Source organism: Carboxylicivirga mesophila (genome assembly GCF_018271975.1).
GTDB lineage: Bacteria > Bacteroidota > Bacteroidia > Bacteroidales > Marinilabiliaceae > Carboxylicivirga > Carboxylicivirga mesophila.
Genome location: NZ_JAGUCN010000025.1, coordinates 23,385 through 44,086, shown reverse-complemented (window position 1 = coordinate 44,086; position 20,702 = coordinate 23,385). Strand labels below are relative to the sequence as shown.

Genomic DNA, 20,702 nt, shown 5'->3' with positions numbered 1-20,702 from the left:
TAAAAATACAATGAAAAAGCTACTATATATTATTTCATTCATCTTATTACTTGGATGTTCAGAGGACTTTATTGATAGAAATCCATTTGGGGATATCGATAAAGAACAGGCCTTATCGACCTATTCTAAATTGGAAAGCAGCACCAATGGCCTGTATGTTTACTTAATGCGTACCGACCTGTATGGCGGATTTATTCCAATTTCAGGTTCGTGCAAGGCCGATGATTTGATTCGTAACACGGCAGCCGAGACGGATCGATATGCGGATGAGTTGAATATGATTTTCTTTCCAACTTCAACGGCATCAGGTTTATGGAGCAATGCGTATATGGCTATTACTTCGGCCAATAATGTGATTGATGCCATTGATGCAGATAACTTTGATAAAGAAAATGCGCCACAATCATCCATCGATAACTTAAAAGGTGAGGCTTTGGTCATCAGAGCATTGATGCACTTTAATCTGGTCAATTTCTTCAGCCAGCATTATACGTTTAATGATGCATCCCTTGAGGAAGGTGCCAACGGAAACGGGGGCCATGTGGGCGTACCTTACAAACTCAATAGTGCTGTTGAAGAACCAGCCCGTAACACAGTAAAAGAAGTATATGACTATATCATTGCTGACTTGCAGATGGCCATCTCTTTGCTGGAAAACACTAAGGGATGCGTATATATTTCGCAGACTACTGCTAAAGCTTTGCTGGCCCGTGTGGCACTCTACAAAGAAGATTGGGCTTTGGCAGCTAAAATGGCTGATGAGGTCATTAAGTCAAACAGGTATCAATTATTAGATGTTGATAACTACACCGAATACTGGTCGCTGAAACGAGTTGATGGTTTCGAAAGTGTATTTGAAATTAACATGGATCCTAGTGACAGTAATTTTCCTGGTCGCAGTGAATCAATAGGTGGTATTTATCTTAGTTATCAGGATCTTGGTGTGCCGGTTAGCTTGTTGGCCATGTATGAAGATGACGATGTGCGCCGAAGTGTGATTCAGGATAATGGAGCTGATGGATATAGTATTTACAAATATCCGGGTGAAGGCAATAATACCAATGTGAATAATACCAAGGTAATCCGCTATTCGGAGATGTACCTGATTAGAGCTGAAGCTAACCTGAGAGCTGCTACTTCAATTGGCGATACGCCGCTAAATGATCTGAATGTTATCAGAGGTAAACGAGGTGCTTCTACACTGACATCAGTTGATGCAGAAGTAATTTTGAAAGAGCGACAACTTGAATTTGCCTTTGAAGGATTGAGGTTATTTGATTTGGCCAGGTATCAAAAGGATATTGTTCGCCCTGAAATACCGCAGAAACCATTGGTATCTTATCCTGATAAATCATTCGCATACCCCATTAGTGAATACGAGATGCGAAACAATACCAACATGAAGCAGACTGGAGGGTATTAATTCACGAAGCATCTCAGCCCATAAAAATTGAATGAACACATATGAGGGCGGTAGTGATACTGCCCTCAAATTTCGACAATAATGAGAAAGATACTTTTGTTAGCTTTATTTTTCAGTGCCCTGGCTGGCTATGCGCAGGATGTTAAACCAGAGCATGTTTGCAGTACAACCGATGTGCACGCTTTACCAGCTCATGCCTTAAGTATGTTAAAAGCAACTGGCCGGGAATATCATATACCGGTTGTGTTTCATGTTTTTGATCCTTATAATCCGCAGAGTAAGTTAAGCCTTGATAAAGCACAAAAGGTTATCAAACTGCTGAATGAGAATTTCGCTGCAAAAAATCCAATGATAAGCCAGGTGCAGGATGTTTTCAAGCCGCTCATACAGGATAGTAAAATTGTATTTCACCTGGCGCAGAAAGATCCATATGGCAATGCAACCAATGGCATCACCTATCACACAAGGGATATAAAAGGTGATAATCCCGGATGCAATGCCACCTTAAAAAGACAGGCCAACTGGAACATGGGAGGCGATTATTCGGGGATACAACGTTATCTGCAGATTTGGGTAACCTACAATGTTAATAGTTCCAATAATGGAACTGGTTGGTCTTACTTGCCTGATACAGACGGAGGCGGGAAGATGGCAGGCATTGTTTATAACCATAAGTACCTGTACGGAACATCCAGCGACAATGTATTAGCTCATGAGGTGGGACACTACCTGGGACTGTCGCATACCTTTGGCAGTAGCTACGACTACTGTGGTGACGACGGTATAGACGATACACCTGAAACACGCTGCTACACCTGGGAATGCCGAAAAGGAAATTTGTGTAATGACGGGTTGGTCAATACCGAAAACTTCATGGATTATTCGGGCTGTACGTCCATGTTCACCAAAGGTCAGATTCAATACATGCATTACTGGCTTGAGCATGAATACCGATCAAACCTATGGTCTGAAGACAATCAAAAGTTTACTGGTATTTATGATGAAGTGACTGTTGGTATCAATGATGAATTTAACAACCATATTAAGGTTTATCCCAACCCTTCAAAAGGAGTTATAAATATTACCGGCCTGCCTGGATTTAAAGCTGAACTTTACGATGTGCTCGGTAACCGCGTAGCACATTCTGATAATCAGCCCGTTTATTTCCATGTGCCAGGCATGTACTTCCTGAAAATTATTGTTGGAGAAAAGTCTGTAACAAAAAAAATAATGATTCAATAGGTATCTGTATTGAAATATTAGTGTGTGATTTGGATTTATACTGAGATGAGAACCTGCAAAGGTGGGTTCTCATCTCATAAATCTATGACAACAAAAAAGACATTTACAATAATCCCAAAATCATCTGTCTGAAGATAGTTAAGCCTCGCAAACGTGCGCCGGCACTATCAACATTAATCATAGGGACTAAAGGTTTAGAATATTCTGAGATGATTAATGGAAGGTGGCTTTCGGGCCACCTTTTTTATTTTTACATTCGCAGCTAAATTTTTTGATTATGGCTAATAACTACGATTACGAGCTGGAGTTTAAAGTGCGTGATTACGAATGTGATCTGCAGGGGATTGTTAATAACTCTGTTTACCAAAATTATCTGGAACATACGCGTCATGAATTCCTCGACTCGCTGGGCGTTAATTTTAAAGAACTGTATGATAGAAATATTGTAGCTGTAGTAGCACGTATCGACTTGTCTTATAAAACACCCTTGAAAAGCAATGACCGTTTTGTGGTGCGCACAAGAGTGGAGCACAAGGGTATCAAATACATGTTCTACCAGGATATCTATCGCCTGCCTGATGAAAAGCTCTGTTTGAAAGGCATCGTCACCACTACCACATTAGTTGAAGGCAAACTGGCTGTTTGTAACGAGTTGGCTGAGGCTTTAACGAACGGCGGACAGAAAGAATAAAATAGTTGAGGATGCTACTTTGCTGCAGCAATAATGTAGCATCCACCAATACTTCTGCCTTCTGACTAGTTATCTTCTGACTGAGCTTACAGCTCGATGCCAACAGGGCAATGGTCAGAGCCCATAATGTCATTGAGAATAAAGGCACCCTTTAACTGAGGCAGAAAACCCTCGCTTGCCAGAAAATAATCGATTCTCCAGCCTACATTTTTGCCGCGTGCACCGGCCCGGTAGCTCCACCATGAGTACTTATCAGTTACATCAGGGTAAAAATGACGAAAGGTATCCTTAAAGCCGCCCTGCGTAAAGCGATCCATCCCATCGATTTCTTCCTGCATATAGCCGGCTGACTTGTTGTAATTGGGTTTTGGACGTGCCAGATCAATTTCTGTGTGAGCGACATTAAAATCTCCGCAAACCAGAACCGGCTTGGTAGCTTCAAGGTTCTTCAGATAGTTGAAGAAATCCTCGTCCCAAGTCTGGCGGTAATCCAATCGCTTTAATTCACTTCCCGAATTAGGAACATATACCGTTACCAGATAAAAATCCTCATATTCGGCACACAGTACACGTCCTTCCTGGTCGTGCTCTTCAATGCCCATATCTTTTGTGATGCTCAATGGTGCCTGCTTGCTGATGATAGCTGTACCTGAGTAACCCTTTTTAACTGCCGAATTGGAATAAATATGATAGTCTTTAAATTCAGCCAGAGCCTCTTTTACCTGGTCATCCTGCGCTTTTGTTTCCTGCAGGCATAGGATATCGGCCTCCATGGAAGCGAACGATTCCGCAAAGTCTTTTTTTAGAACCGCTCTGATACCATTGACGTTCCACGATACAATCTTCATAAAGTCATTAATTTTGGTTGAGTTGCAAAATAGTGAATCTGCCTTAGGCTGCAAAATGATATTGTTTATGCCGTTTGATTAGGTCGATGAAAGCGTTTTCCTCTTTTAAACACCAGTCGTTGTTCCAAAGCTTCTTTCTCATCCTGCGGGGCCAGAAAGTAAGTTTGACAATCATCGCCACAGCAGGCATCATATTTAGCTTTACAGCTCTCGCATTGGATAAATAGCAGGTTGCAGCGTTTGTTAGCGCAATTGGTATGTGTATCGCAGGGTGCACCACATTGGTGGCAATGGCTGATGACAGTATCACTTATTCGTTCACCTAAACGATTGTCAAATACAAAGTTCTTACCAACGAACTTATTCTCTATCTGCTCAGTTTCAACCTGGCGGGTGTAATCAATAATACCTCCCAGTAGCTGGTTAACATCCGAAAAGCCGTGGTGCTTAAGGTAGGCGCTGGTTTTTTCACAACGCACGCCACCAGTGCAATAGAGCAGGATTTTCTGGTCTTTGTTGTTTTTCAGTTTATCAACAACCTCTGGTAATTCCTCCTTAAATGTTTCTGCATCCGGAAGTATGGCGCCTTCAAAACGGCCAATTTCGCTTTCGTAATGATTGCGCATATCTACCACAATGGCACCTTCTTCAATGGCAGTGTTCCATTCTTTGGCTGTCAGGTGTTTGCCTATATTTGTTACGTCGTACTCATGGGGCTTTAAGCCATCGGCAACAATTTGTTCACGTACTTTAATCTGTAGTTTCAAAAACGACTGACCATCATCTTCAACGGCTATTTTGAATGGTATGTCCTTAAACTGTGGGATAGCATGTAGTTGCTCTTTAAAGTCGTGCCACAGGTGGTCAGGAACACTCATCTGTGCATTTATTCCTTCTTTGGAGATGTATATGCGTCCATAACACTGCAGCTTATTCCAGGCAGAAAAGAGCTGGTCGCGCATTTCAGCCGGATCATCAATAATCACATATCGGTAAAACGAAACAGTCGTGCGTTTAAAGGTTTCGTTTGCCAAACGTTCTTTTAACTCTTCCGGGCTGAGGAGGTTAATCAGGTGCTTTTTGCTGCTATTCGGATCCATAATTTTCAAATTAGAGCACAAAAATATAAAAATACCTTAAAGTCTGAAAATAGAGCATCCAACAAAAGAAGAGGCTGCTTTATCGGCAGCCCCTTGCTCTAATCATGTATTAGATATTTTTAAATACAATTTATTAGCATCATAGTCCGCTAAAATCAATATCCTTAAATACAAGGGTAGGACTAAGAATGCTTGAGTACTGGTATGGATCATTGCCCAATTCAGCCAGTTGCTTCCAGAATTCTTTCGCATTACCGGATATATTCATTTCATTGACAGGCTTGATAATTTTACCGCCTTCAACGAGGAATCCTGAAACTCCGAAAGAGAAATCGCCGGTAGTTGAGTTGGAGTTACCACCGTTAAATGAAGTTACAAAAATACCCTTGTTGATATCTTTAACGATAGCATCAAAACCACGTGTGCCCAAATCGAAGCGTATATTGGAGGTTGAGCCGCCATTAGGTGTCATACCCAGCTTTTTGCCATAGTAGTTATCAACATAGTACTCTTTCAATACGCCTTTTTCAATCATGGTGCGCTGTCTGGCAGCAATGCCTTGTCCATCGTAAAGCCTTGAAGCAAAACCACCTTCCATCAAAGGATCGTCAATGACCGTCAATACAGGAGATGCAATTTCCTGGCCCAGCATACCATCCAGATATGAACTCTTCTGCTGAAGGGCACGTGCTGACATTGGTCTTACAAACATATACAATAAACGACCGGCTGTACGATTTTCAATCAGCATATCGTATTTGCCAGATGCAATTTTAGTTTGACCCATCTTACGGATGGCATTTTCTGCCGCTTTACTACCCAGCTCCTCCGGAGTGGGCATGGTTTTAAAGTGACGACTGCCACCCCAATGATAACCTTCAGGTCGGGCATCACCATCTCTGACGGTTACTTCACCACCTGCCCAGAATGAGGTAGAGGCACGTTCGGCTATAAGACCGTTGCTATGAACAAGCACACTTTCTGAATAGTCATCACTAAAACCTCCGGTTGCCGAGATGATTTTATCACTCTTTGAGCGGGCCACTTGTTCAATTTCTTTAGCAATTTGAACACGCTGTTCAGGTGCAACACTGTTGTAGCTTTTATCCTCAATTTTTAGATCCCGATTTAAATCAGCCGGATAGAGTGAAGGATCTGGCAATTCGCGGAATTCATCTGCCGTCAGGTATTTTGTGGCCTCAACCGCCTCAGTGATAAATTTCTCCAGATCTTTTTTATTCAAATTGTTGGTTGAATGTCCTGAGTACTTATGATCGCGATAAATATTCAACGACAACCCATTTGTGGTTGATTCTTTGATCTTCTCAATTTTCTGCTCGCGTACCTCAATTTCAACCGAGCGCGAGTTGTTGATAGATGCAGCTACTTCGCTGGCACCTTTTTGTTTGGCGAATTCAACGGCCCACATGGCCAGTTCTTTTCGTTCTTTATTGTTCATTGTTGTTCGTTTTTCGGGTTAGATAGATTAAGCATTTACACCACCAACGGTGATCTTGGATACTTTTACAGTTGGTAAACCTTGCGATACCGGCACACCTTGTCCGTTTTTACCACAGGTCCAGCCGCCTTCAGCCATCTTCAGGTCATCAGCCACCATCTCGATATCGGCCAGTACTTTTGGTCCGTTACCAATTATGTTGATGTCCTTAATAGGACGCGTTAGCTTTCCATCTTCGATGAGGTAACCCGATTTAACGTAGAAAGTGAAATCACCGGCACCAATCATCACCTGACCATTGGAGAATGATTCAGCATAAACACCATATTTCACACTTTCAATGATTTCATCTTTTTTATGCGGACCGTTTTCCATGTACGTGTTACGCATACGAGGCATTGGCATGTGACGGAACGATTCGCGTCGGCCATTACCGGTTGGTTTCACGCCATAATGCTGGGCACTGATGCGGTCGTGCAGATACGACTCCATGGTACCACCGGCCACCAGATACGTTTTTTCTGTGTTATTACCTTCATCATCTACATTAATAGAACCGCGAATATTAGGGTTCGTTCCATCGTCAACAATTGTTACAAAGTCATTGGCCACTTTCTTGCCAATTTTATCACTAAAAATAGAAGTCTCCTTACGATTAAAGTCTGCTTCCATACCGTGCCCTATGGCTTCATGCAGCAAAATACCTGAGCTACCGGCTGCCAGTACAACTGGTAATTCGCCAGCTTTAGGTTTAACGGCATCAAACAATGACACAGTTCGCTTAACAGCTTCGGTTGCCAGAGTGTTAATTGCCTCGGGTGTAAAGAATTCAATACCACGGCGACCTGAGTAGTCAAAATAATTTTGCTCTTTCTGGCCATTTTGCTCAGCCGTTACACTTACCGATAACTGTGCCATTGGTTGGTAATCACAAGTCATAAGGCCTTCGGAGTTGGCAAACAGCACGTAAGAAGTTTCGTCGTTAAACCATACATTTGATTTAATTACACGGCTGTCCATAGCAAAAACTTTATCATTCACCTGCTGCAGATATGGTATTTTTTCGTTGATAGATATTTCTTCCCATGGCGTTTTTATCATGTAGTAGCTGGGTAGCTTTGGCGATTCGAATGCAACAGGCTCAACGGTGGCACTGCTGTTGGCAATGTTAGCTGCTGTGCGGGCAGCTGACTTCATAGCGTTTAAACTAACCTCCTCGCTGAATGAATAACCGGTTTGGTCGCCTTTTAATACACGGATACCAACACCAAAGCTGATGTCGGAGTAGGCTCTGTTAACAGCATTGTCTTCTAAACCAATGTAATTGCCAATGCTGTGCTGGAAGAATAAGTCGCAATAATCGCCGCCTTTTGACAGGCCTTCTGCAATGATTTGCTGAATCATCTGCTCGGTTACACCAAAGTGCTCCAGATAGTCGTGAATAGTCATGTTACCTCCGATTTTTGCCGGCCCGGTTGTGCAACCGGAAAGAACGTGGGGAAGAACAGCTGCACCAACAGCTGTTACCGCTCCGGCCTTTAAGAAATCTCTTCGATTAATAATTGCTTTCATTTTCAAAGATTTTAGGGCAAAGCAACAGAAAAGCAAGGCTGCTTTGCTCATGGGTTTGTAGATAATAAGGCTATAAAAATTCTGACTGCAAATGCAGATTTACATTTGCAGCAGAATAAAATAAGCTAATAAATGGGACAGATTAGCTTTATGTTGTTTAAAGATATTTTTTATTGATGTGAAAAACAAGCAACTATGTTGGTGAAATTTAATACTATCAACTACAGGCGATGAAAAGTATCGCCAACAAATTGAAGACCATGAATGATGTTTGTGCGCCAGTAGGTCCAGTTATGTGCCCCTTCGCGAATACGAAATTCATGCTTAATTTTTAAGTCGTGCATTAATACATGCAGGGCTGCATTGCCTTTATACAGGAAATCATCATCACCGCAATCGATATAAAACCTTACACGTTTAACCTTGTCAATAGGGTTGTTTTGAAGCGTGTTTAGGATATTATAGTTCATCCAGTGTTGGGGGAGTTCGCCTTTCTTGGTAAGCGGACCATAGATGGGTTCAAACCATGCTTTGTTGCCTTCCTGCAAATGATGCTTCATTTCTTCATTGGTATAAACGGCTGCACTAAATGCTGCACAGGCACCAAACATTTCAGGATGTCGGATGGCGTATAGCAATGAACCATTTCCACCCATTGACAAACCACTAATGGCTCTGAATTCTTTTTGCGAACGAATGCGGTATTGCTTCTCCACCTGTGGAATGAACTCTTCAAAAAACATGTCCTCGTAGCGGTCGTTGCCGTCAAATTTATTAACATACCAGGTTACTTTGGCATTGGGCATAATAATGATCATGGGCGGAATAAGCCCTTCTTCGATGGCTTTGTCGGCTGTGCGATTGACTTCTCCAAATTGCACCCAGGCTGTTTCATTATCACTGTAACCATGCAACAGGTATAATACGGGGTAGGCGCGCTCCGATGATTCGTAGCAAGGCGGCAGATAAACTGAATAGTTAACATCATAGCCGGTTATTTTACTTGCGATAGATTGGCCTTCGATTACTTTGCCTTTAGGTGTTTGGGCGCTGGCACTGATCGTAACTAATACAATAGCCAGAAGAAAAAGTTTTTTCATGGTATTAAATATTTTAGAAAACCTAAGATAAAAAAAAGGCGCTTACCTGTTTAAGGAAGCGCCTTGTAATATTTAATGATGATTTATTTTACCACAGTTTTTCAGGGTAAATGCCATTAGCAATCAGCTGATTCAATTGCTCTTGCACCATTGGTTTGTCTTCTTTGTAAGTCACTCCAAACCACTTGGCATCGGTGCGTATAACTTTTGTACTGGCTTCACCTTTTTTAATTAACCCATCAACCACCGCATTAAAGTAAAATTCAGATTTCATCTCAGTTCCTTTCTCTTTCAGGAACTCAACAAAGGCTGTTTCCAGATGCTGGAAGTACTCTGGTTTGAAAGCCCAAAAGTTCATTGACACGGCTTCACTGCCAGTAAGCTCAGTTTTGCTATCTTCTTCATAAAAGAAGATTTTATCGCCTTCATAACCAATTTTGGTGCGCTCGGTAATGTTAACCAGATTGCCATTGACATCAGTCTCACAAACACCTCTCGATACAGTTCCATGCTCTGATAATGTGTTGTTCAAAGCATAACCTACCATGGCATATTCATTGGCATCTGCACTCTGAGCTACAAAATCGAACACCTGTTTATAGGCTTCTCTACCATAAAAATCATCTGCATTAACAATGGCAAAAGGTTCGTTGATAACATCTTTAGCCATCAGTATGGCATGGCCTGTTCCCCATGGCTTTTCACGACCTTCAGGTAAAGAGAAACCATCAGGCAGGTCGGTTAATTCCTGAAACACATATTCCGTTTTAATTTTTCCGGCCAAACGGGGTTCAAAGCGCTCCTTAAAAGCTTCGGCAAAGGACTCGCGAATTACAAATACTACTTTTTCAAAACCCGACTGAATGGCATCATATACTGAATAATCAATAATTGATTCGCCATGTGGCCCCAGTTCATCCATTTGTTTCAAGCCTCCATAGCGGCTTCCCATTCCTGCTGCTAAAATCAAAAGTGTTGGTTTCATTTTGTTTTCGTATTTGCGTGTGTTAGTATTCTATTAGTTGTGTTGCAATAATCACTTAGTGCATGATTAAAATTTTACGAAAGACAAAAATAAGGATTATTTCTTATTATTTCTTTCAAAATCTTTCTTTATTCCCTCATATAACCAATTGGCCAATGCTTGTCGGTTGTCTGCTATCACAAATCGCTGCTGATCACGATAATTTTGAATATTACCCAATTCAATGAAAACCGATGATGGTGTTGTGTGGCGCAGTAAATAAAGATTGCGAGTACTGACAGTACCTGAAAATCCCCTTGAAGGCTGGTGTTGCTTGTATTTTTCGTCAAAGGTATCGCGGAGCTGGTAAGCCAGATTTTTCCCGCCCGAGCTATTTTTATGGTGGTAAAAGAAAACATCAATCTGTCGCCGTTTACTTCTGCTGTCCAGGTGAATGATGATGCAGCGTCGGTAGGCTTCGTTATCTTTCTTATAAAGCTTGTTAACTTCGCGGGTGCGTTGTTTTAATCGTTGGTTCTGATCTAAAGGTATTGTTTCGCTACCGCAAGTTTCATGGTTATCGTATTTCAAGATTTGCTCGTCGCGGATACCGTCATCTTCATCCTGTATAATTAAATGAACTTTAGACCCATTCTCCATTAATTTTTTGGCTAAGCGCAAGGTGATATCATAGGCATATTCATCTTCGTGCAGTTCGTGGTTGCCATACTGACCAATGGCACCAGGATCGGGTCCTCCATGACCGGCAACAAGGTAGAATGCTGTTCCTTTCATGTCATTTGATTCGAGTGGAAAAAACGCTCTTTCTTTGCCAAATAGTGGTTCGTGTAATTCGATAGTTGTTGAAGGAATCAAATAGGCATGGTGTGCTAACAGCGCATTGTTTTTGCCAAATTTTCCTTTGTTGAGATCAATAAAGGCCTGCTGATGTTCTTGCGGCGATAGGTTGTGGCGGATCAGGAAACTGTAAAGTCCTTCACCTGGTTTGGGTTTATCTGTTGCTAATTCGTTTGTGCTTTGAGCTAAAATGGCAAAGCTGTATAGCAATGCGCCAATAAGTATGATGTATTTTTTTATAACTACCTTATTCATGGGCTACAAAAATAAGTTTTTTCGTTTTTCGGCCATGAATAAAAGAAAGGCATATCTGATTTATTTACAGATAGCCTTATTTACGCGATGAATTTTACATCTTTGATGATTATTTTTAGACCTCTAACATGATTATCATGCATAAAGAATCATTTTTGAAGCAGAAAAAAGATGTTGCCAAATGGATGCGTCGTTTATATAAGAGGGGGCTGACCACCTCTTTGGGCGGAAATATAAGTATGCGACTGGATGATAATCATATTGCCATTACGGCATCGGGAACCGATAAAGGCAGGATTAAAAGTAGTGGTATAGCCATTGTATCGATGGATGGTGAACAAATTGATGGACATCAGCCCATAAGCATGGAAACAGGGATGCACCTGGCTATCTATACTGCAAGAAATGATGTGAACGCCATTGTTCATGCGCATGCTCCAATGGGGAGTTTGTTTGCTGTTGTTTCGCGTGGTGTTAATACATCGTTACTGGCGGAAGCATATACCATTTTAGGTCAGCCCAAGCTTGCTGTATATGCAGCGCCCGGTTCTGAAGAGCTGGCAATGAATGTTGCTAAAGTGGCCATGAATACGAATGTTGTTTTGATGGCTAATCATGGTGTTTTAGCCGTAGGGAATGGCTTACTCGAAGCTTTCGATAGAATTGAAGTGCTTGAGAATGCCGCTAAAATGACTTTTCTTACCTCTTTGATAAACGAAAAAAGAGAACTGACAACTGAGCACTTAGTTGAGCTGAAGCGCCTGTTTGGATAATTTTTATGACAGGTTATTCTCTGATAAAGCAGTTGTATGACTCTTTTTAACTAAAAATTTCGTTTGCAAACGAAAAAAATAGTTGATAAAACGAAATAGTTAGTTATATTTGTTTTGTCAATACAATCATGGTACAAAATTTTAATGCAGAATAATGATTTCGAAACGATTAACAAAGCGCGAAGAAGATGTGATGAAGATATTGTGGGAAGCAGGTAAGGGATTTGTAAAGGATTTGCTCAAGCAACATCCGGAGCCTAAACCGCACTATAATACCTTTAGTACTATTATTCGCGGTCTCGAAGAGAAAGGGTATGTGGCACATAATTCATATGGCAACTCCCACGAATACTATCCTGCGGTTAGCAAGGAGGTATATCGTAAGTTGTTTATTAAGAATGTGGTGTCGGATTACTTTGAGTCATCTTACAAAAATGTGGTATCCTTTTTTGTGAATGAGGATAAGCTGAATGTAGATGACCTGAAAGAGTTAATTGAATTAATAGAAAAGAAAAAACAAGACTGATGGATGCTTTTCTCGAACTGCACGTAAAGTCCGCTATTATCATTGCCATATCTGTATTGGTGTATTTAGTGTTTTTGGCGCGCGATAGTTTTTTTCAACGTAACAGAATTTGGTTATTAACCACTTTGTTTGTACCATGGTTGATGCCATTATTGGCGATGCCCCTGTGGTTGAAAGAATTATTGTTTAAGCCTGAAATTAATACTGAGCCGTTGGCATTGACATTTGATGTGCCGGTGACACAAATTATGGCAGCGCCCGCTCCAAATCCTATTAACTGGATGAACTGGGGACTGGGATTTTATGCAGTGGTGAGTTTATTTTTCCTGATGCGCTTGTTATGGGGGTATTACAGTATCAGTCGCTTAAAGCAAGGCGCGCGTGTTAGCTCTTACAAAGGTTACCAGTTAGTATTGCTTAATGATGGTGATGTTAATCCCTTCTCATTTTTCAAAACTATTTTTATGCCCGCTCATTTGGAGAGAGACAAGCATGGGCGTATGATTTTGGAGCATGAACGCACACATTGTGCACAGTTGCACTCAATTGATATATCCCTGGCCGAATGGTTGCTGGTAGTTCAATGGTGGAATCCGTTTGTTTGGTGGCTGCGTAAGCTGATAGCTCAAAACCATGAATATTGTGTTGACAACGCGATGGTGCAAAAAACAAAGGAACCACAGGCTTATCAGTATTCGTTGCTGAACCTATTGCAAAGCAACAGAGGGGTGCAATTGGTCAATAACTTTAATCAAAGTTTAACGAAAAAACGAATTGTTATGATGAATAAAAAACATACCAGCCTGATAGTTGGATGGACAAAGAACCTGCTGCTGATTCCGCTTTTGGGTTTGGCTCTGCTGGCCTTCACTAATCCCGATAAAACAAATAACGTTATAAGTGCAGAGGTAGATGCAAAAATTGAGAATACGAATGACTTAAGAAACTTTATTGCCCGAAGTATCAAGTATCCATTGGTGGCTCGTGATGGTGGTGTTGAAGCGACGGTGACGGCCAATTTTAGTGTGAATAAAAAAGGCAAAATTACAGAAGTAGCCATTGGTAGCAAACCTGGGGCTGTTAAACTTGAAAATGTGGTAGTTGTTGCTTATGCCGGTGAAACAGAAAAAACCAAACAACTGGAAGTTTCGCCAGAGAATGGCAAATTAGCCTTGGAGGATGAGGTGGTAAGGGTTGTGCAAAAACTCCCCCTTATTAATGATCCGGGACTTCTAGGCAAGCAACTGCAAATGGATTTTGAATTCAAGCTGCAACGGAAAGTAGGCAAAAACGATAGTAGTCGCGCAGAGGACTGGGAGGGACGAACAACTAAACTGACCAATTCTAAAGGCGAGGAGTTTGAACTTGTAGCTGCAAATGGACGTATTAAACTGGATGGGCCAGCCAGCAATCAGCCTGTTTTAATACTTGACGGCAAAGAAGTGTCAATGAAGGAAATAACAGCTTTGGATTTGAATGAGGTAAAAGCCATTGGTCATTCGCCTGCTGGCAATCCGATTAAATATCTTTCGTCAACACCCGAAAATGGGGCCTTTATTATCCATACTGAAGCTTTTCTGGCTGAAAAACTAAAGGCTGGCAAGGCTTATGCATCAAGTGAACCTTCGATGTATATTGTTGATGGCAAGGAGGTAGATAAGGAAGTGTTTGGTAAGATTGCTCCGGAACAGATTGCAAGTGTGAATGTACTTAAAAACAACGCTGCAACCGATAAGTATGGTGACAGGGCTAAAGATGGTGTTGTTGAGATCACAACTAAAGGCAATGCTGATGCAATGCCATTCTTTAAGTCAACGGATAAGGTGAAGATTAGTTCCATGAAACTGAGTGTCACTGCCGATAATGGTGAAACTCCACTATTTGTGGTTGATGGCAAAAAGCAGGAAAAGAGCGAGGTGGATGAGCAAAACATTGAGTCAATAACCGTGCTTAAGGAGCAGTCAGCCATTGATTTGTATGGAGAAGAAGGTAAGAATGGGGTAGTTATTATCAATACGAAAAAGGGAAAGTCACTTGATATGATAAAGGATGGTGAAGTGAAGATCAACACCACTAAAGACGATCCGCTTTATATTGTAGACGGTAAAAAGTACTCGGGAGGCGGTGTTGTTGACGCTAAGGATATTGAATCAGTTAATGTTCTTAAAGGTGATGCAGCGATTGATTCGTATGGCGAAGAAGGTAGAAATGGGGTTATTCTTATCAATACTAAAAAAGGAACGGTTGAGCATGATGATGTCGTAGTATCGGCTGAAACGGTTGATATAAAGCCTAACGATGCTGAAGAGGTAGTAGTGGTTGGTTACGGATCAATGAGAAAGGGAAATTCAGCTGCGATGGATAATATTCTGGTTCGTCGAGGAGAAAAGGCAGAGACTGTTCGTATTAAAGGCATGTCGGGCGAACAGCAACCCTATGTTATTTTAGATGGTGAGGAATATACGGGTTCTATGGAGGATTTAGATTCTGAGAAGATTGAGTCCATCTCAGTCTTAAAAGATCATTCTGCTGAATCGCTTTATGGTGATAAGGGTAAAAACGGCGTTATCATCATCGAATCGAAAAAATAAAAAAAGTAAGGTGCTGGAAGCTACTTTTGAATAGCTAGCTTCCAGCAGCTTGCTTATTCATCTTCAACCTGAATGCTTTTTTCATCGAAGGACCAGGCTCTGAAATAACCCAGAATACCTTTCCCCAGGTTGGAGGCCGGATTAAAAGGCGTTGAACTGCCACCTCCACGCTGGTCAATTATTTCATCGAGTTGAGAATAATAATCATAGGTACCCTCATCAATTGAATAAGCCTTTACGGTTACAAAATCGTCCTTAGTAAAAGAAAATCTGAGAGGTGAGAATTCAATTAATTCATCATTAGGAAAAAACTCATGTGACCACAAGCTATAGGTTTCCTCTTTATCAGAGCTGTTCAGGTAATATTTTACTAAGTAATAGTTGTCTTCCTGTGGATTGTTTTTAAGTACTATCTCTAAGTTGTATTCGTCTTCGTCAGAAGAGCCAAAGCCGTCGAATTTTGTGTAGCTGAGGTCAACAATTTGAGTGGGTGTCATAAGTCTGCTACTGCCAGCGTAGAACTTGTCATCCACTTCAACAGATAGCTCATATTCAATGCCTACTTCGCCCAATAAGCTCTGTCCGATGTAATATCCATTGCCAACATGAGAAAGTATCTCGCTTGTGCCCCTTGTATTCGTTATCTTAATTGTAGCATTGGTCTCGTAGATTGGCGGTTCATCAGCAAAATAGCTGGTAGTATAACTTAGTTTTACAGTTGCCGGACTATTGAGGCTAATGACACCATCAATCGTTAGCTTAGGTTCTGCATCATTGAGTGTTATATCAATCACTTCTTCGCAGGATGCCAATACCAGGCTGATAATTAACAGATAGTTTAGGCCGAATATATATTTCTTTGTTGCTTTCATAGGTAGTCATATTAGAATTTAAAATTCCATGTTACGGAAGGGACAATGCCGAACAAGCTTAATTTAACAGCCTCTGTGATATTTGGATTCGTTTCATTCTCGCGAAAGTTAATGGTGTAGGCATTCATCCGGTTATACAGGTTGTAAAGCGAAAAGTCCCAACTTGACTGTATACGTCGTTTGCCTTTGCCTTCCAGGTGTATGTTTAAATCCAATCGATGGTAGTCAGGCATTCGATAGCCATTTCGTTCGGTATAATAGGGCACCTGATTGCCATCAAATTCGTACTTGCCACTTGGGAAAGTTACAGCATTCCCGGTATAAAAAATCCAGTTGGCAGAAACCGATAGGCGTGTGGACAGCTGATAGCTTGATACAATGGACACATCATGGGTTTTGTCATACGACGAGCTGTACCATTGACCGTTGTTAATGCCATCAATCTTATTCTCAGTGTTCGATAGGGTGTAGCTTATCCAGCCTGTAAATTTGCCATACTTCTTTTTCAGGTATAGCTCCAATCCAAAACTCCTGCCTTCACCCTGAAGTACATACGACTCGATATCTTCGTTAAGCATTACCTGAGTGCCATCCTTATAATCACTGATGTTGTTCATGGTTTTGTAGTAGGATTCGGCAGAAAACTCGAAGGTATTATCGAAGAAGTTTCGGAACCAACCGACTGAATATTGGTTAACTGTTGTTGGCTTAATATTATAAGTACTGGGAGTCCATGTGTCAGTTGGCTGCCCCGAGGTGCTGTTCGATAGCAGGTGCAGGTATTGAACCATTCTGTTATATGAGGCCTTAAAGGAACTTTGAGGCGTCAGCCGATAATTGATACCCAAGCGAGGCTCCAGGCCATAATAGCTCTGCATTATCTGGCCATTGCTGAAATACTCTTTGTCGATGATGTTATTGTCATCATCGTAAGTGATATTTTCGCCTTTGCCTACCTGGTTAAACATGGAGGCTCTCAGACCGTAATCCAGTACCAGCTGTTGACCAATCTTTTGTTCGTTACTAATGTATAGCGAAGATTCAAAGGCTTGTTTCTCGGCTACTTTTATGTCAGAGATGGATTGATCTTCAAATAAAAATTCGCCCGGATAGAAAATGTGATAGGTGCAGTTAAGCCCATATCTAAGTGTATTTTCAGGACTGGCGTACCAGGTAAAATCCTGTTTTAGGCTCACATCTTTAATGCCCGATTGCATGCTCCCATTATCGCCAAAATTAAAGCCATAATCGTATTCGCTGTATAGCGCCGTAGTATTCGAAAAAAGTTTGGCACTAAACAGATGGTTCCAGCGCAGAGTGGCTGTTGTATTACCCCAATCCATCCCCAGATCGTCAAAGCCAAAATCATCTTTACCAAAGTATCCGGAAAGAAACAGACGGTTGTTATCATTTATTTTATAATTGAGTTTGGCATTCAGATCGTAGAAATACATTTTCGTATCCCCATCAATTTGGTTGGCACCCTTCGCCATCAGGTCGGCATAACTGCGGCGCCCCGATATTATGAATGACACTTTATCTTCAACTACCGGGCCTTCTATGGTGATGCGCGATGCCAAGAGGCCAATACCTCCTGAACCTTGTAGCTTTTTCATGTTCCCGTCTTTCATGGTAATATCGAGTACAGATGCTGCTCTGCCACCATAATTCGCCGGAATGCCGCTCTTGAATACGGTCATGCCTTTAATGGCATCGGCATTAAAAACCGAGAAAAAACCCATCAGGTGCGAGGCGCTGTAAACAGGCGCTTCATCCAATAAAATCAGGTTTTGGTCGATAGAACCACCTCGCACGCTAAAGCCATTACCGCCTTCAGATACTGTGCTAATGCCTGGTAATAACTGGATGGTTTTTAACACATCGCGCTCACCAAAAAGTACCGGGAGCTTATCAATGGTTTTCATGTCCAGTTTTTCGCCAGCCATTTGTGTTGAGGTAATGTTCTTGTCCTTCTTTTCGGCCTTTACCACCACCTCATTTAAAGCAGTTTCATTGGTTTGTAAAGCTATTTTAATGTTTTGATTTGTATTAAGAAGTAGTTGCTTTTGCTGGGTTTTATATCCAACAAAACTAAAATAGATGGTTTGTTGACCAGCTGGCAAAGTGAGCGAATAAAAACCATAAGTATTGGTCATGGTGCCGATCATTTTATCTGCCGTGTATATGGTAACACCAATCAAAACTTCCCCCGTTTCAGCATCGGTTACTTCGCCACTTATGGTGTATTTCTCCTGCGCAGTGACAAGTAGAACAGATAGCCAATAAAGTGCAATTATTAGCCATAGGTATTTTTTAAAATTCATTGATAAGATTTAGGTTGTATAATCTTAGATTACTTTGTTGTTACAATGCTTTAGCAATGTATTAAAAATTAATAGTGTATTTACACTAAACATCTCTCCACTGGCAAAAGTAGGCCTTTTATGCACCTATAGTTGTAAAAGGCTAATCAATCATGAAAAAACAGTGATGAATCAGTTGGTTCATTTAATGAAAGGGTGATGTGTCAGGCTTTAAAGGTCGGCCCATATTCTCGCCAGGGAGAAGCCTGGAGCATCTATTTTAAGGTCGAGAAAATAGCCAAAAGGAGTCTGAGCCACTTGATAGTCTGCATTTTCTAATCTGGATTGGGCATCATCAAATAGTTGCTTCGTAAAGTCAACCGAAGCTTTGGAATCAGAGAGGTGTGCAAATGAATGGAGAACAATGTTATTGGTGTTGTTTTTACGGGCGGCCCATTTCAGGTGATTGGCCAGCTTTTTTTCACGGCTTCTGACGCCTTTAACTTCATCACTTTGTTCAACCTGAATACATGCCAGAAGACAATCGGTAAAATTTTTAGGCTCACCTGGTTCCGGGGCATTCTCCAGATTTCTTTCTGAAGGCGTGTAGGCAAACTCTTTGGTATAGAAGATAAGTACTTTCATAGGGGCTTAATTATTGTTCTTTGCTAAATTAACAAAAAGATTAGTGATGAATAGAAAAAACAAGCGCTTAAGCGTTGTGAGTAATATCTGTAAAAGTATGTAATGTCTTCTTTGTTTTTGGACTCTTTACCGCTTGTATAATAAATAACATAAAGAAACTTGGTGGTGTATTAGTGATCTTAGAATTTTCTTAAGATGTGTTTTTGTTGTTTCTTTATAAAACATTAGCACTCCAACATCATTTAACAAATGTTATTGGGAATTATTAGTTGAAAATTATCTTAAAACCATGCAAAAGCGTAATTTTGGCCTTTCTTGATAATAACTTACACACCATGAGCAATAGAAAATTACTTCTGTTCCTATTTACTATATTTAGCATACTAGCTTGTAAAAAAGAAAAAGAACCTGACCATCCGGCAGTTGTTGTGGCATCAGTCGAAAGAGAAGATGTAAAGCTGTTTGGCGAATACGTTGGTCGCATACGCGCCTATCGTTATGTTGAGGTACGCGCCAGGGTTGAAGGTTACCTTAACCAAATGATGTTTGAGGAAGGAAAGCGGGTAGAACAAGGTGAGGTTTTGTTCTTAATAGATCCATCTCAGTATAAGGCACGTATGGACAAAGCTGAAGCGCAGTTAAAGCGTGATATAGCTTCGTTTAATAAGGCCAAACGCGATTTGGAACGTCTCAGACCACTCTATGAGCAAAATGCTGCCAGCCGCCTCGATTTGGACAATGCAATTGCTGCTTATGAAAGTGCCGAGGCTAATGTGGCTATGAGTAAAGCCGATTTGGCTCAATATAAACTCGAATATGATTTTACTACTGTGCGCTCACCGTTGCATGGGTATATTAGTGAGCGTTACGTGGATATAGGAGCCCTTGTTGGTCCGGGTAACAATTCACTTTTAGCGACAGTTGTACAAAGTGATACGGTTTTAGTTGATTTCAAAATGACCGCATTGGATTACCTGCGAAGCCGTGAACGTAATGTTAATATCGGGCAAACGGACAGTACACGCTCGTGGCAGCCAACAGTAAGAGTGACTTTAGCAGATAACAGTGAGTATCCGCTGGAAGGTGTGGTTGATTTTGCCGATCCTCAGGTAGATCCCAAAACTGGTACTTTTGGCGTAAGAGCCGAATTGGCAAATCCTAACCAGGTGCTATTGCCGGGGCAGTTTACCAAGGTTAATTTCCTGCTGGATGTCCTTGAAGGTGCAGTAGTAGTGCCGCGCAAATCCCTTATCATCGAAAAGGGAGGAAGTTTTGTATATGTGATGAGGCGTGATAGTGTAGCTGAGAAGCGTTTTGTTGAAACAGGCCCCGAGATTGATAATAACGTGGTCATAGAACGAGGTCTGGGCTACAATGAAAAGATAATTATTGAAGGTCAGCAGAAAATAAATCCGGGTATTAAAGTGAATCCGGTAGCTCCTTCTAGCAATGACAGTACTAATGAGGATAAAAAGTAAGG

17 protein-coding genes are annotated in these 20,702 nt (G+C 41.2%); 7 read left to right on the top strand and 10 right to left on the bottom strand.

Annotated elements, in window-relative coordinates; genetic code table 11:
* The first annotated feature begins 10 nt into the window (after positions 1–10).
* The 3 genes from KEM09_RS18045 (at position 11) to KEM09_RS18035 (ending at position 3,356) form a co-directional block, all read left to right on the top strand.
* Positions 11–1,423, top strand: coding sequence for a RagB/SusD family nutrient uptake outer membrane protein (locus KEM09_RS18045; RefSeq protein WP_212230437.1), 1,413 nt, complete (start codon positions 11–13; stop codon positions 1,421–1,423).
* A gap of 81 nt (positions 1,424–1,504) precedes the next feature.
* Positions 1,505–2,665 carry a zinc-dependent metalloprotease gene (locus KEM09_RS18040; RefSeq protein ID WP_212230435.1) on the top strand — a complete coding sequence of 387 codons (1,161 nt, stop codon included), beginning with the start codon at positions 1,505–1,507 and terminating at the stop codon, positions 2,663–2,665.
* 277 nt (positions 2,666–2,942) lie between these two features.
* Complete coding sequence (locus KEM09_RS18035) at positions 2,943–3,356, top strand: acyl-CoA thioesterase (protein WP_212230433.1); 414 nt, start codon at positions 2,943–2,945, stop codon at positions 3,354–3,356.
* 86 nt (positions 3,357–3,442) lie between these two features.
* On the opposite strand, the gene KEM09_RS18030 is transcribed toward KEM09_RS18035, so the two are convergent.
* The 7 genes from KEM09_RS18030 to KEM09_RS18000 all read right to left on the bottom strand — a co-directional run bounded on the left by KEM09_RS18030 (position 3,443) and on the right by KEM09_RS18000 (position 11,512).
* On the bottom strand, positions 3,443–4,204 hold the full coding sequence (locus KEM09_RS18030; RefSeq protein WP_212230431.1) for an exodeoxyribonuclease III: 762 nt from the start codon (positions 4,202–4,204) through the stop codon (positions 3,443–3,445).
* 65 nt (positions 4,205–4,269) lie between these two features.
* On the bottom strand, positions 4,270–5,304 hold the full coding sequence (gene trhO / locus KEM09_RS18025) for an oxygen-dependent tRNA uridine(34) hydroxylase TrhO (RefSeq protein WP_212230429.1): 1,035 nt from the start codon (positions 5,302–5,304) through the stop codon (positions 4,270–4,272).
* A gap of 139 nt (positions 5,305–5,443) precedes the next feature.
* Positions 5,444–6,763: a TldD/PmbA family protein gene (locus KEM09_RS18020; RefSeq protein WP_212230427.1), complete on the bottom strand. Its 1,320-nt coding sequence runs from the start codon at positions 6,761–6,763 to the stop codon at positions 5,444–5,446.
* Between the two features lie 27 nt (positions 6,764–6,790).
* Complete coding sequence (locus KEM09_RS18015; protein ID WP_212230425.1) at positions 6,791–8,335, bottom strand: TldD/PmbA family protein; 1,545 nt, start codon at positions 8,333–8,335, stop codon at positions 6,791–6,793.
* A 221-nt stretch (positions 8,336–8,556) separates the two neighbouring features.
* On the bottom strand, positions 8,557–9,435 hold the full coding sequence (locus KEM09_RS18010; protein ID WP_212230423.1) for an alpha/beta hydrolase: 879 nt from the start codon (positions 9,433–9,435) through the stop codon (positions 8,557–8,559).
* Positions 9,436–9,523: 88 nt separating this feature from the next.
* Complete coding sequence (locus KEM09_RS18005; RefSeq protein ID WP_212230421.1) at positions 9,524–10,420, bottom strand: nucleotidyltransferase family protein; 897 nt, start codon at positions 10,418–10,420, stop codon at positions 9,524–9,526.
* A 96-nt stretch (positions 10,421–10,516) separates the two neighbouring features.
* Positions 10,517–11,512 (bottom strand): N-acetylmuramoyl-L-alanine amidase family protein, encoded by a 996-nt coding sequence (locus KEM09_RS18000; RefSeq protein WP_212230419.1) that lies wholly within the window; start codon positions 11,510–11,512, stop codon positions 10,517–10,519.
* A 137-nt stretch (positions 11,513–11,649) separates the two neighbouring features.
* Between KEM09_RS18000 and KEM09_RS17995 the strand changes: the two genes are divergently transcribed.
* The 3 genes from KEM09_RS17995 to KEM09_RS17985 all read left to right on the top strand — a co-directional run bounded on the left by KEM09_RS17995 (position 11,650) and on the right by KEM09_RS17985 (position 15,402).
* Entirely contained in the window at positions 11,650–12,285 is a 636-nt protein-coding gene (locus KEM09_RS17995) for a class II aldolase/adducin family protein (protein WP_212230418.1), read from the top strand.
* 154 nt (positions 12,286–12,439) lie between these two features.
* The gene (locus tag KEM09_RS17990) at positions 12,440–12,811 is read left to right on the top strand and encodes a BlaI/MecI/CopY family transcriptional regulator (protein ID WP_212230417.1); all 372 of its coding nucleotides are present in this window, start codon (positions 12,440–12,442) and stop codon (positions 12,809–12,811) included.
* Complete coding sequence (locus KEM09_RS17985; protein WP_212230416.1) at positions 12,811–15,402, top strand: M56 family metallopeptidase; 2,592 nt, start codon at positions 12,811–12,813, stop codon at positions 15,400–15,402. The genes KEM09_RS17990 and KEM09_RS17985 overlap by 1 nt, the downstream gene beginning before the upstream one ends.
* 53 nt (positions 15,403–15,455) lie before the next feature.
* On the opposite strand, the gene KEM09_RS17980 is transcribed toward KEM09_RS17985, so the two are convergent.
* From KEM09_RS17980 to KEM09_RS17970, 3 genes are all read right to left on the bottom strand, one after another.
* Positions 15,456–16,274, bottom strand: coding sequence for a DUF4249 domain-containing protein (locus KEM09_RS17980; RefSeq protein ID WP_212230415.1), 819 nt, complete (start codon positions 16,272–16,274; stop codon positions 15,456–15,458).
* Positions 16,275–16,285: 11 nt separating this feature from the next.
* A complete protein-coding gene (locus tag KEM09_RS17975) occupies positions 16,286–18,598 on the bottom strand; it encodes a TonB-dependent receptor (RefSeq protein WP_212230414.1) in 2,313 nt (770 codons plus the stop codon).
* 210 nt (positions 18,599–18,808) lie between these two features.
* Positions 18,809–19,222, bottom strand: a complete 414-nt coding sequence (locus KEM09_RS17970) for a threonyl-tRNA synthetase editing domain-containing protein (RefSeq protein WP_212230412.1) — start codon at positions 19,220–19,222, stop codon at positions 18,809–18,811.
* Between the two features lie 335 nt (positions 19,223–19,557).
* Between KEM09_RS17970 and KEM09_RS17965 the strand changes: the two genes are divergently transcribed.
* Positions 19,558–20,700, top strand: a complete 1,143-nt coding sequence (locus tag KEM09_RS17965; protein WP_212230410.1) for an efflux RND transporter periplasmic adaptor subunit — start codon at positions 19,558–19,560, stop codon at positions 20,698–20,700.
* Positions 20,701–20,702 lie beyond the last annotated feature (2 nt).